Consider the following 15764-nt stretch of genomic DNA (forward strand, 5'->3'; position numbering starts at 1 on the left):
TCAAAGGACCCTGGATGGCCACCGCCCACCGCCCGAAAGATCCGCAGCGTCGCGAGAAGATCATCGCGGCAACCCTCGACGTAATTGCCGAGCACGGCATCGCCGGCACCACCCACCGTCGCATCGCCGCGGCGGCCGAGGTCCCCCTGGGGTCGATGACCTACTACTTCTCCGGCATGGAGGAGCTGCTCACCGAGGCCTTCATGCTGATGGCTACCACCGTCTCTCGTCGCTACATGGAGATCATGGATGCGGCCACCACCCGCGAGGAGGCTCGCGAGGCCGTGGTCGAGGTCATCACCGGCGATATCTGGGAGACGCCCAGGACGCTAACCCTGAGCTACGAGCTCTATGCGTTCAGCGTGAAAAACGAGCGGGTGCGCGAGGTGATCCGACACTGGATGTCGCAGAGTCGCGTCGCGATCGGTCGCCACTTTGACCCGATGACCACCTACGCACTGGACGCCGCGGTGGAGGGCCTCACCATTCACCGGTCGTTTCAGCCCGAAATCACGCGGGAAACCGTGCGTGAAATCGTGGACCGCCTCACCCGCGAGGACGAACCGCCGGCGCGTCTGTAGGACTCCGCCAAACAAATTTCCATTTTTTATAAGAGAGTCAACACCGAAAGCGTCCAAACCCTTGGCAAGATAGAGGGGTGATTGTACTTGTATGTCCCGGACAGGGATCCCAGACCCCCGGTTTCCTGACCCCCTGGCTTGAACTGCCCGGCGCACGCGAGCTGCTCGCGTCCTACTCCGAGGCCGCCGGGGTCGATCTGATCGCCCACGGCACCGAGTCCGACGCCGACACCATCCGCGACACCGCGATCGCCCAGCCGCTGATCGTGGCCGCGAGCCTGCTGGCCCTGAACGCCCTGCGCGAGGCCGCCCCCGACGCCGTCATCGGCGGAGTGGCCGGACACTCGGTGGGCGAGATCGCCGCGGCCGCCGCCTCCGGCGTGCTGAGCGAAACCGATGCCCTGAGCTTCGTGGCCGCCCGCGCCCGCGCGATGGCCACCGCCGCGGCCGCCGTCCCCACCGGCATGAGCGCCGTCCTGGGTGGCGGCGACGAGGTGGTCGAGGCCGCAGCGGCCGCCGTAGGGCTCTCCCCCGCCAACTACAACGGTGGCGGACAGATCGTCGTGGCCGGCGAGTTTGATGGGCTTGAGGCCCTGTCCGCAACCCCGCCCGCCGGTGCCCGCGTGATCCCGCTGCAGGTGGCCGGAGCCTTCCACACCCGCTACATGGAATCCGCCCGCGAGGTCCTCAAGGACGTCGCCGCGAACGTAACCCCGGCCGACCCGACCCTGCCGCTGTGGACCAACAACGACGGCCGCCAGGTCGCCTCCGGCCAGGAGTTCCTGGATCTGCTGGTCACCCAGGTTGCCTCCCCGGTGCGCTGGGATCTCTGCATGGAGTCCTTCGCCGCCGCCGGCATCACCGGCCTGATCGAGCTGGCCCCCGCCGGTGCGCTGGTGGGCCTCGCCCGCCGCGGCCTGAAGGGCGTCCCCACCGTCGCCATCAAGTCCCCGAGCGACATTGCCGCAGCAGTCGAGCTGCTCACCGCACACGCGGAAGGAAACGCATCATGACCCGTCCCCAGCTTCGCCAGTCCACCGGCCCCCAGTTCACCCGCATCCTCGGCATGGGTGCAGCCCGCGGCGAGCTCGTGGTTCCGAACTCCGAGATCATCGAGCCGATTAACTCCTCGGATGAGTGGATCCAGCAGCGCACCGGCGTGATCACCCGCCACCGTGCCTCGGCCGATGTCCTGGCGATCGACCTGGCCACCGAGGCCGCTATGGAGGCCGTCGCCAACGCCGGGATCGAGCCCGGCCAGGTGGACCTGGTGATCATCGCAACCATCAGCAACGTGCAGCAGACCCCGTCGATGGCCACCGTGGTTGCCGACCGCATCGGGGCCAACCCCGCCGCCGCCTACGACTTCAACGCCGCCTGCGCGGGCTACGCCTACGCGGTGGCCCAGGCCGACGCGCTGATCCGCGCGGGTGCCGCCCACTACGCCGTGGTGGTCGGAGCCGAAAAGCTCTCCGACATCATCGACCCCACCGATCGCAGCATCTCGTTCCTGCTGGGTGACGGCGCCGGTGCGGCCGTGATCGGCCCCTCGGACTACCCCGGAATCGCCGCTACCGTCTGGGGCTCCGACGGTGCCAACGCGGACAAGGTGGGCATGAACGCCACCCTGATCGAGTACCGCGACGGCAAGGCACCCTGGCCGACCCTGCGCCAGGAGGGCCCCTCGGTCTTCCGCTGGGCCGTCTGGGAGATGGCCAAGGTTGCCCGCGAGGCACTCGAGGTGGCCGGGATCACCGTCGATGACCTCGCCGCCTTCATCCCGCACCAGGCAAACATGCGCATCGTGGATGAGTTCGCCAAGCAGCTCAAGCTTCCGGAGTCCGTGATCATCGCCCGCGATATCGCGACCACCGGCAACACCTCGGCTGCCTCGATTCCGCTCGCAGCCCACCGTCTGCTGCAGGAAAACCCGCAGCTTTCCGGCGGTTACGCCCTGCAGATCGGCTTCGGCGCCGGCCTCGCTTTTGGCGCGCAGGTGGTTGTACTTCCGTAGATCTCGGCACGTTATTGCCGCAAACACCCGTGATTCGCATACACTGTACGACGGTCACTCGATATTCAAGGAGAAAAATAATGGCACTGTCCACCGAAGAAGTACTCGCCGGCCTGGCTGAACTGGTTAACGACGAGACCGGTATCGCCGCCGATCAGGTGGCCCTGGAGAAGTCGTTCACCGACGACCTCGACATCGACTCGATCTCGATGATGACCATCGTGGTCAACGCCGAGGAGAAGTTCGACGTGAAGATTCCGGACGACGAGGTTAAGAACCTGAAGACCGTCGGCGACGCCGTCAGCTTCATCGTTTCCGCTCAGGCGTAGCCCCTCGGGAATTGCTCAGGCCCGGCCACTGGTCGGGCCTGATCTGCCCCACTCCCCCCGTTTTATTTTGACGAAAGAGTTCATCGAATGACCAAGCGAATCGTCGTCACCGGTATCGGCATCACCAGCCCCCTGGGCGGTACCACCGACGAAACCTGGACCAACCTTCTTGCCGGCAAGTCCGGTGCCTCCCCGCTCGAGCAGCCCTGGGTTGAAGAGCTGGGTCTGCCGGTCACCTTCGCCGCGCAGGCCGCGACCAAGTCCGTGGATGTTCTGGCCCGCCAGGAAGTCAAGCGCCTCGACCCGTCGAGCCAATTTGCCCTGACCGCCGCCCGCGAAGCCTGGGCCGACGCCGGAACCCCCGAGGTTGACCCCGAGCGCCTGCTGGTCGACTGGGCCACCGGAATCGGTGGCGTGTGGACCCTGCTGGACGCCTGGGACACCCTGCGCGAAAAGGGCCCGCGACGCGTACTCCCGATGACCGTTCCGATGCTCATGCCCAACGGCCCCGCCGCCGCAATCGGCATGGACCTGGGTGCTCGCGGTGGCGAGCGGACCGTGGTGTCGGCGTGCGCGTCGAGCACCGAGTCCCTGGCCAACGCCTATGACCACCTGCAGCAGGGCCTCGCCGACGTCGTGATCGCCGGTGGCTCGGAAGCCGCGATCCACCCGCTGCCGCTGGCCTCGTTTGCCGCGATGCAGGCGCTCTCCAAGCGCAACGATGAGCCGGCCGCCGCCTCGCGTCCCTACGATGTGGATCGTGACGGCTTCGTGCTCGGTGAAGGTGCCGCCGCCCTCGTGGTGGAGACCCTGGAGCACGCCCTAGCACGCGGCGCCAAGATCTACGCCGAGCTGCTGGGTGGCGCCGTCACCTCTGACGCGTACCACATCACCGCTCCGGACCCCGAGGGTACCGCCGCCGCCCGCGCGATGCGCGCGGCCGTGGAGAACGCCGGCTACTCGCTGGATGAGGTGGGCCACATCAACGCCCACGCCACCTCGACCCCGGTCGGCGACATCGCCGAGTACAACGCCCTGCGCGCCGTCTTCGGCGACCGCCTCGGCGAGATTGCCGTGACCGCAACCAAGGCATCGACCGGGCACCTGCTCGGTGGTGCCGGTGCGATCGAGGCCGCGTTCACCGCCAAGGCACTGGCCGAGAAGGTCATCCCGCCGACCATCAACCTGGACAACCAGGACCCGGCCATCGAGCTGGATGTCGTGACCGAGCCGCGCCCGCTGGGCGATGAGCCCGTGCTGGCGATCTCCAACTCGTTCGGCTTCGGCGGACACAACGCCGTGGTGGCCCTGCGCACCTACGTAGCCTAGTCTTCGGACACACGCATTCGGCGGCTCGTCTCCTTGGGGAGGCGGGCCGCTGTTTGGTATGCGCGCCGCTACTGAACAGGACCGAGCTCCGTGCCGTGCGGTGCCGAGGGTTGGCTAGCCGACGCGGTGCAGCCAGGTGACCGGGCCGGCCTCGCTCGCGCCGCGGAACACGTCGAGTTCAAGGTCCCAGGTGGTGCCGAGTAGCTGGTCCATCCGCTCATGCAGCCGCTGCGGCTGGTCGATGGCCTCGGCCAGGGCGAGCCGGATCCGGTTCTCGCTCACGACCACGTTGCCACCGGTATCGGTCTGCGCCGAGTGCATGCCCTGATCGGGTGTGTACATCCAGCGGTGTCCGTCCTGTCCCGCGCCGGCATCCTCGGTAACCTCGAAGCGCATCTGCTCCCAGGTGTGCAGGACCGTGGCCAGGCGGGCACCGGTGCCCGGGGCCGCGGTCCAGGCAAACTCGGCGCGCAGCGCACCGCGCTGAACGGGCTGGTCGATCCAGTCGAGGCCCAGCGCATGACCAATAACGCCTCCGACCGCCCACTCGATATGGGCGCGGAACGCGCGGGGGGCGGAATGGATGAACACCATCCCTCGACTCAGTCTTTCGTTGTTCTGGATGGACACGGGATTCCCTTCGTTTGTGGTGATGCGTCTTCCCCTACGCACCCAAACGAATTTCCCGGCAATCCGGCCCGTCTCAGTCATTATGTGCAGATGCGTCCAGTGGATGCAAGCGTTTTGCCGCCGTCTTCCCTATACTCGGTAGAAGATAACCGCTTGAGCGAAAGGCATCACGTGTCCGTGAAGGGCTCCCTGCTGGCAATCCTGACCCTCGGCCCCGCCTACGGGCTGCAGATTCGCGACGAGCTCACGCTGCGGGCGCCGCATCGGGCGGGCATCAACGTCGGCCAGATCTATGGGACGCTGGATCGCCTCCTCACCGCCGGCCTGCTCCGCTCGGCCGGGCTCACCGAGGACGCCCTCCCCCTGTACGAACTCTCCGACACGGGCATCGCCCTCGCCGAGACCTGGACTACCGAGCCCGAGCAGGTGCAGGCCCCGGACTGGATCGACATGCAGGATCAACTGTTGATCACCGCCTCGCTGCCCGGTAGCGCCGAGAACGTGCGTGCGCTCCTGGTGGGCTACCGCGCCGCGTGGTCGGCCTGGGCCGAGGTCACTTCGGAAACGGATCCCGCCCCCGCGGCCCAGCCGTTTGTCGCCGCCGCCCGTTCCGCGCAGACCGAGGCGGCACTCGCCTGGATCGATCGGGTCGGACCCGAGCTTGCCTCCGGTCGCGCCCTCGAACGCGCGGCGCGGCCGCTGCGACCACGCCGCGGGCGCAAACCCACGCGCGGCGTCACCGCATAACACTCTTGTAGGGCGGGCGGGACTTGAACCCGCGATCGTTCGGTTATGAGCCGAATGCCTTAACCAGCTTGGCTACCGCCCCAGGTTGTGTCCCCGAGGGAACACAACGGTCCTATCTTATCGCCAGCGGAGCCGACGACACGACGAGGCTCCCGGCTATTCGGCCGACTGTTCGGCACCGATTTCGGTGACCGGATCCACAACCTCTTCGCCGCGATACAGCGCCTCGAAGGTGTTGAGGGTGCGCTCGATATCGTGCGGCGCGATCAGGCGCAGCGAGGCGTTCTTGAACGCGTTGAGCTTGTCGGTGTCGGCCGTCAGCACGTCGGTCAGCTTCTCGGCCAGATCGGCCACATTACCGGGCTCGAACAGGTGGCCGTTTTCGCCGTCGTGCACCAGGTGCGGCAGCGCCATCGCATCGGCGGCTACCACCGGCAGCGCGGTGGACATGGCCTCCATCGTGGCGATCGACTGCAGCTCGGCAATCGAGGGCATCGCGAACACGGTGGCGTCGGTGTAGGCCTGGCGCAGCTCCTCATCGGTCACATACCCGGCGAAGTGCACCCGCTCCCCCAGACCCAGCTCGCTCACGAGCTCCTGGAGCGCCTTCTTCTGGTCGCCGCCCCCGATGATGGTGAGCTTGGCGTCGAGTTCGGGGGCGAGGCTGGCCACGGCGCGGATCAGCACGTCGATCTGCTTCTCGCCGGTGATCCGACCGACAAACAGAATCCGGTTCTCGGTGCGCGGCTCGAAACTCGGCGTGTAGCGCGAGGAATCGATACCGCAGGAGATCGCGTGGACGTCGCGAATGTTGGTGTAGCGCTCGAGGAAGTCGGCGGCGCGACGGGTCGGGGTGGTCACCGACTCGGCCCGGCCCAGGGCACGCTCGGCCAGGCGCCAGGCCCAGGCGATCAGCTGCTTCTGGAAGGCCTGCGGGACCATCGTGAACTCAAGCATGTTCTCGGGCATCACGTGGTTGGTCGCCACGATGCGGATGCCGCGCTTCTGTGCCTGCACCGAGAGTCCCCGGCCGATCACGAAGAAGGACTGCGAGTGAACCACGTCGGGCTTGAGCTCATCCAGAACCTTGGCCGCGTTGCGGTTGATGGTCCACGGCAGGGCAAACCGCAGCCAATCGTGCGGGTACCAGCGCACGCTGAACAGGCGGTGCAGGGTCATCCGCTGGCCCTCGTGGGGCTCGGTCCAGGTACCGTGGCGGTAGGAGGCGGCGGGGGCAACAACGTGGACGTCGTGTCCGCGGGCGACCAGGCCGGCGGCGAGACGCTCGGTAAACCGGGCGGCACCGTTAACGTCGGGGGCGAACGTGTCGGTTCCGATCACGATGCGCAGCGGCCGCTTTGCCGGAGTCGTCTCGGCGATGTGCTCGGGACGGTTTTCGGTTGAGTCGGTCAAGATGTGGAGGTCCTCCATGATTGCCGGTTTCAGACCGGTCTGCTGAGGCCAAACTGCGGCCTCGGGGTCACCCTATTCTAACGGCTCCGACCATCCCAACGCTTGTTATCCATGCGTGTGTGGCGCGAAGATCAATCGCTGGTATGAGGTTTAGTTTGCCACCTGCGGGTGATGCCGGGCGAGTTGGAACACTCCCCAGACCGCGATGGCCCCCGCCACGATGAATCCGATGATGGCCCACAGCGGCGCGCCGTCCGCCTCGCCCAGCACGATCACGGCGATGGCCACGGCGACCATCGGATCCACAACCGTGAGCCCGGCGATCACCAGGTCCGGCGGGCCCGACGCGTAGGCGTTCTGCACGAAGTACGCGCCCAGTCCGGTTCCGGCGAGCAGGCCGACGATGCAGATCACGGTGAGCCAGTTGAAGTCCGAGGCCTGCACGCGGCTGATCACAACCTTGGCCAGGGTCGCCACGAAACCGTACACCATTCCGGCGGAGATGATGTAGAACAGGGCGCGGGCGCGGGTGCGGAAGATCGCGAACATGGTGCCGAGAATGAGCAGCACCACACCGAGGATAATCAGGATCGTGATGAGCTTTTCGTCGGTCACCGGCTTTTCACCGCTGACGGTTGCGGCGATGCCCACAAACAATCCGATACCCAGCACACAGGCGGCAATCGAGATGATGCCGGCGCGAGTCATCCGCACCTTGGACACACGCGAGTTAACAATCGCGGTCACCACGAGCGCGATCGCTCCCAGCGGCTGCACCAGAATCAGGGGCGAGAAGGCCAGCGACACCAGCTGGAACACGATGGCCAGACCGAGCATCAGTGTGCCGATCACCCAGGACGGACGCTTGAGCAGCAGCGTCAGCTGGCCGAAGTTCAGCCCGTTTTTTCCGGTACCCTCGGTGGCGTTATCCACCTTGTTGACCCCGCGGTGCTGGAACTGCGCTCCAAGCGAAAGGAAGACGGCACCCACGATGGCGATGGGGACACCGATCATCTGGGTGGGGTTCTGGAAGGTCTCCAGACTGACCTCGGTCAGGAAATCTAGTACGGGGCTCACCCATTGAGCCTACCGTGAGCCGCGCGAAAGATAGGGTAGTGGCATGGCTATTCTTCCCATTTGCATCAAGGGCGAACCGGTGCTGCACACCCCGGCCGCCCCGGTGACCGAATTCGACGCGGAGTTGCGTACCCTCGTCGAGAACATGTACGAGACCATGGACGCGGCCCCCGGCGTCGGCCTGGCGGCCCCCCAGGTGGGCGTCGGCCTGCGTCTGTTTGTCTACAGCTACGAGACCCCCGAGGGTGAGCCCTGGCGCGGCGTGGCGATCAACCCGACCCTGCTGATCAGCCCGGCCGAGCCCGGCGAGCCGGACGAGGACATCGAGTCCGAGGGCTGCCTGTCCTTCCCGGGTGAGCGCTTCCCGCTACGCCGCTCCGAGCGCGCGGTACTGTCCGCCGTGGACCTGGACCAGAAACCCTTCACCCTGGATGTGACCGGATGGCGTGCGCGGATCCTCCAGCACGAGTACGACCACCTCGATGGATATCTCTACCTGGACCGCCTGGGCACCGGTGACTGGAAGACCCAGGACCGCCTGACCCGCAAGTACCGCTGGGGCGTTCCCGGCCTCAGCTGGACTCCCGGCGTGGACGACATCGACGCGTAGGTTTTCCGACACCACCACCAAAACGGGCCCGTCCACTTTCGTGGACGGGCCCGTTTTTTGTCCGGGGTATTAGCGTGTGAGGGTGCTGATAACCCACACCACGCCGACCAGGACGATCAATCCGATCAGGGTGTAGCGCACGGCTCCGCGTGCGATGCGTGCGGCCCGGCGGGTGCGTTCTTTTTCGTAATCGCTCATGCCCGTTCCTTCCCGCATAAAACAATACGCGCCGGGAGGACCCGGCGCGTATCAGTGGCTCCCCGACTTGGATTCGAACCAAGGACCTGCCGGTTAACAGCCGGCTGCTCTGCCGCTGAGCTATCGAGGATTACGGCGTTTGTTGCTACATCAGTTACTTTACTACAGGCCCGCGGCGCGCTTCAATTCGAGACGAAATCTGGGCGTGTCCCACATGTTTCCGGGAAACCGACCCGGCCGCCGACGCACCGCTCGCCCATGCCAGGCGGCAGAAATGAAGGTGCGAATGGTCCACTCCAGGGAAAGGGCGCACTATGACGCCCCCTCGCTTTCGGCACTCTGGGTACTGAAACCCCCGGGCCTTCGCAGGGGAGCTTCGCCGCGAGTTTTGGGGTACTAAAAAGCCCCGGGAAGGTGGAGCTTCCCGGGGCTTAGCTCCCCGACTTGGATTCGAACCAAGGACCTGCCGGTTAACAGCCGGCTGCTCTGCCGCTGAGCTATCGAGGAAGATGCCTGCTGGCGTGTTACTACTGTAGCAGCGCGATTGGGCCGGAACGAAATCGAGCGCGCCCCGGGCGATTCGTGTCGCATACACGCCCCGGGGCGTGCGCGAATGCTAGGCCGAAACGGGCTTGGCGGGCCGTGGAGCGCCCTCGGCGTAGGCGACCGGGGTTCCGCGATCCAGGGTCAGGATCGGCAGCGCCACGGAGCCACACAGGTCCGGTTCGTTACTGACCAGGAGGACGGTTCCGCCCTCGGTCAGCAGGCGGGTGATCGCGTCGGCGATGGCCGGGCGCACGTTGGGGTCCAGGCCCGCGGTGGGCTCATCCAGAATGAGAAAACTCGGGTCCCCGGCCAGCTGCAGGGCCAGGCCCACCCGCTGACGCTGACCGCTGGAGAGCTCATTGGCGAAGCGGTCAAGAACCGAGAGCGGGAGGCGGGCGTCATCCAGCAGGTGTGCAACACGCTGCCCCACCGCCGGATCATCCAGACCCGGATTGTGCTGACGTACCCGCTGGGCAAGCCCCGCCGCGACCGTCTGCATGCCCAAGATCGCACCCTGTTCCCGCTGGGGCAGGTACCCGATCCGGGCACGGGCACGCTTGCGGGCGCCGTGTCCGAAGCCTCTCAGGGGTGCGCCGAGCACGCTTCCGGTGCCCCCGATCACGCGCGCGGGTGCCCCCGGACGCAGGCTCAGGATGCGGGCGAGGGTGGATTTGCCCGAGCCCGCACCACCGGAAAGGACCAACCCCTCCCCCGCACCGACCTCGGCGGAGACACCGGAGAGCGCCACGTGTGCCGCGTGGCCGGGGCGCATCGGATACCCGATGGACAGGTCATCGAGGGACAGCACGGCGGTCATGAATTACTCCGATCGCAGGGTGCGACGCTCGGCTTCGAGCGCCATCAGTTCGGTTTGAACCGCGCGGTAGGCCTCGCGGTCGGTGGGGTCGGTGCGCTGCAAACGTCCACGCAGCTCATGGGACTGCCGCAGCAGATCACGATCGATCAGCGCCACGGTGATCCCGTTAACGTAGCCGCCGAGCTCGTCGGCACCGCGCTGCGGTATCGGTGCGATGGCCAGTTGTTCCACCAGGGTACGAATCGGCACCGGGACGGTGGCGGCCACTGTCTGGAACCAGTCGGGCTGGCCGAAGCGGTCGAGGGTCGCGGCGATCCCGTCGCGGACGATGGCCAGCGCGGGGTTCACAAACCCCGTGTGCATCGCCCGTGCCACCAGTTCCACCGGCACGGTTTCGGGATGCTGAAGCACGGCCATGATCGCGTCACGCTCCAGGCGCGTCACCGGATCCGAGGGCAGGTCGCGCAGCGACACCGGGGGTTCATCCAGGATGATCACCTCGGCCGAACCCTGCGCGGCGGACTCCATCCCCGCGGACGGCACCGCCGGGGCGGGCAGCTCGCGGCCGCGCGCGGGGGCCGCCTGCTCCCCGCGGCCGGGCTTGGCGCGCGCCACGGCCGACTGCACCTCGGGCAGGTCCATCCCCAGCTGACGCGCGAGCACCCGGGTGTAGCCGGGGCGAATCGCCGGATCGCGGATCTCGGCAATCACCGGGGCGGCCACGCGCAGCGCGCCCACCCGACCCTCGACACTCTCCAGGTCGTATTCGGAGAGCAGCTGCCGGATGACAAACTCAAACATCGGCTCCTTGTTATCCAGGAGCGCGCGGACGGCCGCGTCACCGCGCGCCAGGCGCAGGTCACACGGGTCCAGGCCGTCGGGGGCGACGGCCACATAGGTCTGGGCGGAGAAGCGCTTCTCCTCGGCAAAGGCGCGCATCGCGGCCTTCTGCCCGGCGGCGTCGGGGTCGAAGGTGAAGACCACCTCGCCGGTTCCGGAGTCGTCCCCCATGATCCGACGGATCAGGCGAATGTGCTCGACCCCGAACGCGGTGCCGCAGGTGGCCACCGCGGTGGTGATCCCGGCCAGGTGCGCGGCCATGACGTCGGTGTAGCCCTCGACCACCACAACCTGGCCGCCACGGGAGATATCGCGCTTGGCCAGATCGAGCCCGTAGAGCACCTGGTTCTTGTGATAGACCGCGGTCTCGGGGGTGTTGAGGTACTTGGGGCCCTTATCGTCCTCCAGCAGGCGACGGGCACCAAAACCGATAGTCTGCCCGGTCACGTCGCGGATGGGCCAGACCAGGCGGCCCCGGAAGCGGTCGTAGACGCCGCGGTCTCCCTGACTGACGAGACCGGCGGCGATTAGTTCCTCGACCGTGAAGCCCTGCGCCTTGAGCGCATTGGTCATCCGATCCCAGCTCTTGGGCGCGAAGCCCACGCCGAAGTGTTCGGCGGCCACCGGATCAAAACCGCGCTCCCCCAGGAACTTTCGTCCGGGTTCGGCGTCGGGGGCGCCGAGCTGCTCGCGGAAGAACACTCCGGCGGCGGCGTTGGCGGCGAGCAGACGGGCGCGCTGTCCGTGATCGGAGCGACCGCTGCCGCCCTCCTCGTACTGCAGCTGGATACCCGCGCGGGACGCCAGGCGTTCGACGGCCTCGGCGAAGGACACGTGATCGATCTTCTGCAGGAACGAGATGGCATCGCCGCTCTCGCCACAGCCGAAGCAGTGGTAGTAGCCCAGCTGCGGACGCACGTGGAAGCTCGGGCTGCGCTCATCGTGGAAGGGGCACAGGCCCTTCATCGAGCCCACACCGGCGGATTTCAGCGTGACGTGATCCCCCACAATGTCCGCGATGTTGGTGCGCGACTTTACCTCGTCGATATCGCTCTGTCGGATCAGTCCTGCCATTGCTCCAGTCTAGTCCCGCGGGCCGACATCCGGGGCCCGGACGCGCGCGGTCCCACCCCCGTAATCAGGGGTGGGACCGGGAAACGCGGTGCGGACTAACCCAGGCGCTCGAAGCGGCTGATCGCGGCCTGATCCGTCAGGCTTGCAACCTGATCCACCACGACCCGACGACGCTGCGCATCGTCCTCGGCGGCGGCCCAGTCGGCGGCGAAGCCGATGTCCAGCAGCTCGGGTCCGCGCTCGTAGATGGTCTCGGCGAGGGTGGTGAGGATGTCACGCTGCTGACGGTAGATCGGCTGGCGACTTCCGCGGCTCATCACGAATGCCGCCACGATGCCCTTGAGTACGGCAATCTCGGCGGCGATCTCGTGCGGAACCACGACGTCGGCGTTGAACCGGATCAGGCTCGCGGCGGGGAACGCCTCCCGGGTCGCGAGGGTGGCAGCCCCGGCGAAGCGACCGATCATGTCGCTGGTGAAGGTTTTCAGGCGCGCCTGGGCGGGCCGGGAGCCATCCCAGGCGGTGAGCCAGCTGGGGGCCTCGCGGATGCGCTCGAAGGCGGAACCGAGATCATCGATAGTGAACTCGTCGCCCGCCCACTCGCGAACCTTGACCAGCAGGACCTCGTGTCCGGCACGCGAGGCCAGCATGGCCGGATCGATATACTCGCCCACCACCGCATCCTCGAAGTCGTGCACCGAGTAGGCGATGTCATCGGAGAGGTCCATGACCTGCGCCTCGATGCAGCGGCGGCGATCCGGTGCCCCGGCGCGCAGCCACTCAAACGCCGCCGAGTCCTCGTCGAAGAACCCGTACTTGGCGCGCCCGCCGGGGTCGGCGACCGCCTGCGCGGCGGGCCAGGGATACTTGCAGCTCGCGTCAAGGCTCGCCCGGGTGAGGTTCAGACCGTAGGCACGCCCATCCGCCCCAAAGACCTTGGGCTCAAGCCGGGTGAGAATGCGTAGGGTCTGCGCATTGCCCTCGAAGCCGCCGATCTGCTCGGACCAGTCGTTGAGCGCACGCTCCCCGTTGTGCCCAAAGGGCGGGTGACCGAGGTCGTGGGCGAGGCAGGCGGTGTCCACCACGTCCGGGTCGAGGCCCAGGGCAAGTCCCAGCTCACGACCAACCTGGGCGACCTCGAGTGAGTGGGTCAACCGGTTGCGGGCGAAGTCCAGCCCCGCGGTGGGGCTCAGCACCTGGGTCTTTGCGGCCAGGCGGCGCAGCGCGCTGGAGTGCAGCAGGCGCGCGCGGTCGCGGGCAAAGTTGGATCGGTGCGACTTATGGGTCTCGGGGAACCACCGCTCGGTGTCGGCGGCCGAGTAGCCGCTATCCACCGCTGGTGTCTCCGGCACCCTCGGTCAGGCGCTCACGCTGGTCGCCCTCAAGCTCGCGCGAGTTCAGCCAGTTTTCCGGCAGCACCACACGCTTGGGGCTTCCGGCACGGCCTCGCTGACCCTCGGCACCCTCGGTCGGATACGGGGCATCGCCAAGGCGCTCAACCAGCTCATCCACCTCGGCGAGGCTCGACACCAGCGCCAGGGCGCTGCGAATCTCGCTGCCCACCGGGTAGCCCTTGAAGTACCAGGCCACGTGCTTGCGGATGTCGCGGCAGCCACGCTCCTCGCTCTCGAAGAACTCGGAGAGCAGTTCGGCGTGACGACGGAAGGCCTGCGCCACCAGGGCCAGATTGGGGCGGTGGCGCTCCTCGGAGCCGGTGAACGCGGCGGCCAGGTCGCCGAACAGCCACGGCCGTCCGAGGCAACCGCGACCCACCACGACGCCGTCGGCACCGGTCTCGCGCATCATCCGCGGGCCGTCTTCGCCGCTCCAGATATCTCCGTTGCCGAGCACCGGGATGCTAGTCACGGTTTCCTTGAGTCGAGCGATCGCCGACCAGTCGGCCTGACCGGAGTAAAACTCGCTCGCGGTACGGCCGTGCAGCGCGACGGCCGAGGCACCGGCGGCCTCGGCGATCCGGCCGGCATCAAGATAGGTGAGGTGCTCGGGGTCGATGCCCTTGCGCATCTTCACGGTGACCGGCAGGTCCCCGGCACCGCGCACGGCGGACTCGACGATGTCCTGGAACAGATCGAGCTTCCACGGCAGCGCAGAGCCGCCACCCTTGCGGGTGACCTTGGGGACCGGGCAGCCAAAGTTGAGGTCGACGTGGTCGGCGAGGCCCTCATCGTTGAGGATCCGCACGGCCTTATAGACGGTCGGGGCATCCACGCCGTACAGCTGAATGCTGCGGGTCTTCTCGGACGGATGGTGGGCGATCAGCCGCATCGTCTCGGGGGTGCGCTCGACCAGGGCACGCGCGGTAATCATCTCGCTGACGTACAGGCCGGCACCGTATTCACGACACAGCCGGCGGAACGCGGTGTTGGTAATTCCGGCCATCGGCGCGAGAACCACGGGCACGTCGAGGGTCAGGCTGCCGATACGCAGCGCGGGGGCGGGAGCAACAACTGAAGTGGACATCGCATCAATTCTCCCAGATGATCGCGCGCGCGGCGAACTCGAGGCCCGGGAGGCGGACATTTACCGTTCACAGCACGGATATACTGGAGTTTGCTATACGCGCTGATCGGAGCTTTTTCTCGTATGACCCTGCACGGCCCCACCCCTGCTTTTCACGCCGGTTCCGATGGAACCGACGCGGCACTCGCATCTCGTGCCCAGGGGGGATCGTTCCGTGACCGGATCACCCTCTACTACACGCTGACCAAGCCGGGGGTCCTCTACGGCAACGTGCTGACGGCCGCCGCCGGCTTCCTGCTGGCCGCCCGCGGGCAGGTGGATCTGTGGCTTTTCGCCGCGCTGATCATCGGTACGACCCTGGTGATCGCCGCCGCCTGTGTGCTGAACAACGTACTGGACCGCGATATCGACACCAAGATGGAACGCACCCGCAAGCGCGCCACCGTGAGCGGCGGCGTGGGGGTCCGCAATGCGGTGATCTTCACCATCGTCCTGTTTGTGGTGGGTAACGCGATGCTGATCGCCTGGACCAACTGGCTCGTGGTCGCCGTGGGTCTGGCCGGTTTTGTGGTCTACGTGGTCTTCTACGGCATGCTCTCCAAGCGCCTCTCGATCCACGGCACCCTGGTGGGCAGCGTCTCCGGCGCCGCGCCGATCCTCGCCGGATACGTGGGCGTGACCGGATCGATCGACGCCTCGGCGATCCTGGTCTTCGCGATGCTGTTCTTCTGGCAGATGCCCGAGTTCTACTCGATCGCCGTCTACCGTCGCGACGAGTATGCCGAGGCAGGTATCCCGGTAATCTCGGTGGTCAACGGGATCAAAAACACCAAGACGCAGATCTTCTGGTACACCCTGGCCTTCGTGGTCTCGACCCTGCTACTGCCGGTGTTTGGACACGTGGGGATCATCTACACCGTGGTCATGGGTGCGCTGGGCCTCTACTGGCTCTGGATCGGGTTCCTCGGTTTCCGCGCCAAGGATGACGACGCCTGGGCTCACCGCATGTTCCGCTTCTCGCTGATCATGATCTTGGCCCTGTGCCTGATGCTCTCGATCGGCCCGATCATCCCCTAGT

General features: G+C 66.8%; 16 protein-coding genes and 3 tRNA genes. 8 read left to right on the plus strand and 11 right to left on the minus strand.

All coding sequences use genetic code 11. The features are described from left to right. The first annotated feature begins 14 nt into the window (after positions 1-14). The 5 genes from IE92_RS0104295 (at position 15) to IE92_RS0104315 (ending at position 4253) form a co-directional block, all read left to right on the plus strand. Positions 15-581 carry a TetR/AcrR family transcriptional regulator gene (locus IE92_RS0104295; RefSeq protein ID WP_030143641.1) on the plus strand — a complete coding sequence of 189 codons (567 nt, stop codon included), beginning with the start codon at positions 15-17 and terminating at the stop codon, positions 579-581. 77 nt (positions 582-658) lie between these two features. Continuing rightward, complete coding sequence (locus tag IE92_RS0104300) at positions 659-1594, plus strand: ACP S-malonyltransferase (RefSeq protein ID WP_030143642.1); 936 nt, start codon at positions 659-661, stop codon at positions 1592-1594. Continuing rightward, on the plus strand, positions 1591-2595 hold the full coding sequence (locus tag IE92_RS0104305; protein ID WP_030143643.1) for a beta-ketoacyl-ACP synthase III: 1005 nt from the start codon (positions 1591-1593) through the stop codon (positions 2593-2595). The genes IE92_RS0104300 and IE92_RS0104305 overlap by 4 nt, the downstream gene beginning before the upstream one ends. Positions 2596-2675: 80 nt before the next feature. After that, a complete protein-coding gene (locus IE92_RS0104310) occupies positions 2676-2924 on the plus strand; it encodes an acyl carrier protein (protein ID WP_030143644.1) in 249 nt (82 codons plus the stop codon). Between the two features lie 87 nt (positions 2925-3011). Next, positions 3012-4253, plus strand: a complete 1242-nt coding sequence (locus tag IE92_RS0104315; RefSeq protein WP_030143645.1) for a beta-ketoacyl-[acyl-carrier-protein] synthase family protein — start codon at positions 3012-3014, stop codon at positions 4251-4253. Positions 4254-4367: 114 nt separating this feature from the next. Here IE92_RS0104315 and IE92_RS0104320 read toward each other — a convergent pair whose 3' ends face one another. After that, a complete protein-coding gene (locus IE92_RS0104320) occupies positions 4368-4883 on the minus strand; it encodes a DUF3145 domain-containing protein (protein ID WP_342666406.1) in 516 nt (171 codons plus the stop codon). A 153-nt stretch (positions 4884-5036) separates the two neighbouring features. On the opposite strand from IE92_RS0104320, the gene IE92_RS0104325 reads away from it, so the two are divergent. Further along, positions 5037-5630, plus strand: coding sequence for a PadR family transcriptional regulator (locus IE92_RS0104325; protein ID WP_162178484.1), 594 nt, complete (start codon positions 5037-5039; stop codon positions 5628-5630). An 8-nt stretch (positions 5631-5638) separates the two neighbouring features. Here IE92_RS0104325 and IE92_RS0104330 read toward each other — a convergent pair. The 3 genes from IE92_RS0104330 to IE92_RS0104340 all read right to left on the minus strand — a co-directional run bounded on the left by IE92_RS0104330 (position 5639) and on the right by IE92_RS0104340 (position 8120). Beyond that, positions 5639-5712 (minus strand) — tRNA-Ile (locus tag IE92_RS0104330). Positions 5713-5786: 74 nt separating this feature from the next. After that, positions 5787-7043 carry a glycosyltransferase gene (locus IE92_RS0104335; protein WP_030149821.1) on the minus strand — a complete coding sequence of 419 codons (1257 nt, stop codon included), beginning with the start codon at positions 7041-7043 and terminating at the stop codon, positions 5787-5789. Positions 7044-7193: 150 nt separating this feature from the next. Then, a complete protein-coding gene (locus tag IE92_RS0104340; protein ID WP_030143649.1) occupies positions 7194-8120 on the minus strand; it encodes a DMT family transporter in 927 nt (308 codons plus the stop codon). Between the two features lie 43 nt (positions 8121-8163). Here IE92_RS0104340 and def point away from each other — a divergent pair, with 43 nt between their 5' ends. Further along, positions 8164-8730 carry a peptide deformylase gene (gene def / locus IE92_RS0104345; RefSeq protein ID WP_030143650.1) on the plus strand — a complete coding sequence of 189 codons (567 nt, stop codon included), beginning with the start codon at positions 8164-8166 and terminating at the stop codon, positions 8728-8730. A gap of 69 nt (positions 8731-8799) precedes the next feature. Here def and IE92_RS19025 read toward each other — a convergent pair whose 3' ends face one another. From IE92_RS19025 to dusB, 7 genes are all read right to left on the minus strand, one after another. Then, on the minus strand, positions 8800-8928 hold the full coding sequence (locus tag IE92_RS19025; RefSeq protein WP_255505810.1) for a hypothetical protein: 129 nt from the start codon (positions 8926-8928) through the stop codon (positions 8800-8802). 55 nt (positions 8929-8983) lie between these two features. Then, positions 8984-9058: transfer RNA gene (locus tag IE92_RS0104355), tRNA-Asn, on the minus strand. A 305-nt stretch (positions 9059-9363) separates the two neighbouring features. Then, positions 9364-9435, minus strand: a tRNA-Asn gene (locus IE92_RS0104360). Between the two features lie 109 nt (positions 9436-9544). Then, positions 9545-10291, minus strand: coding sequence for an ATP-binding cassette domain-containing protein (locus IE92_RS0104365; RefSeq protein ID WP_051701862.1), 747 nt, complete (start codon positions 10289-10291; stop codon positions 9545-9547). A gap of 3 nt (positions 10292-10294) precedes the next feature. Further along, positions 10295-12205: a DNA primase gene (gene dnaG, locus IE92_RS0104370; RefSeq protein WP_030143652.1), complete on the minus strand. Its 1911-nt coding sequence runs from the start codon at positions 12203-12205 to the stop codon at positions 10295-10297. Positions 12206-12300: 95 nt separating this feature from the next. Further along, positions 12301-13557, minus strand: coding sequence for a deoxyguanosinetriphosphate triphosphohydrolase (locus IE92_RS0104375; RefSeq protein WP_030143653.1), 1257 nt, complete (start codon positions 13555-13557; stop codon positions 12301-12303). Continuing rightward, complete coding sequence (gene dusB, locus IE92_RS0104380; protein WP_030143654.1) at positions 13532-14686, minus strand: tRNA dihydrouridine synthase DusB; 1155 nt, start codon at positions 14684-14686, stop codon at positions 13532-13534. The genes IE92_RS0104375 and dusB overlap by 26 nt, the downstream gene beginning before the upstream one ends. A 123-nt stretch (positions 14687-14809) precedes the next feature. On the opposite strand from dusB, the gene cyoE reads away from it, so the two are divergent. Then, positions 14810-15763: a heme o synthase gene (cyoE, locus tag IE92_RS0104385; RefSeq protein WP_051701860.1), complete on the plus strand. Its 954-nt coding sequence runs from the start codon at positions 14810-14812 to the stop codon at positions 15761-15763. Position 15764: the final 1 nt, after the last annotated feature.

Source organism: Mycetocola saprophilus (genome assembly GCF_000718085.1).
Taxonomy (GTDB): domain Bacteria; phylum Actinomycetota; class Actinomycetes; order Actinomycetales; family Microbacteriaceae; genus Mycetocola; species Mycetocola saprophilus.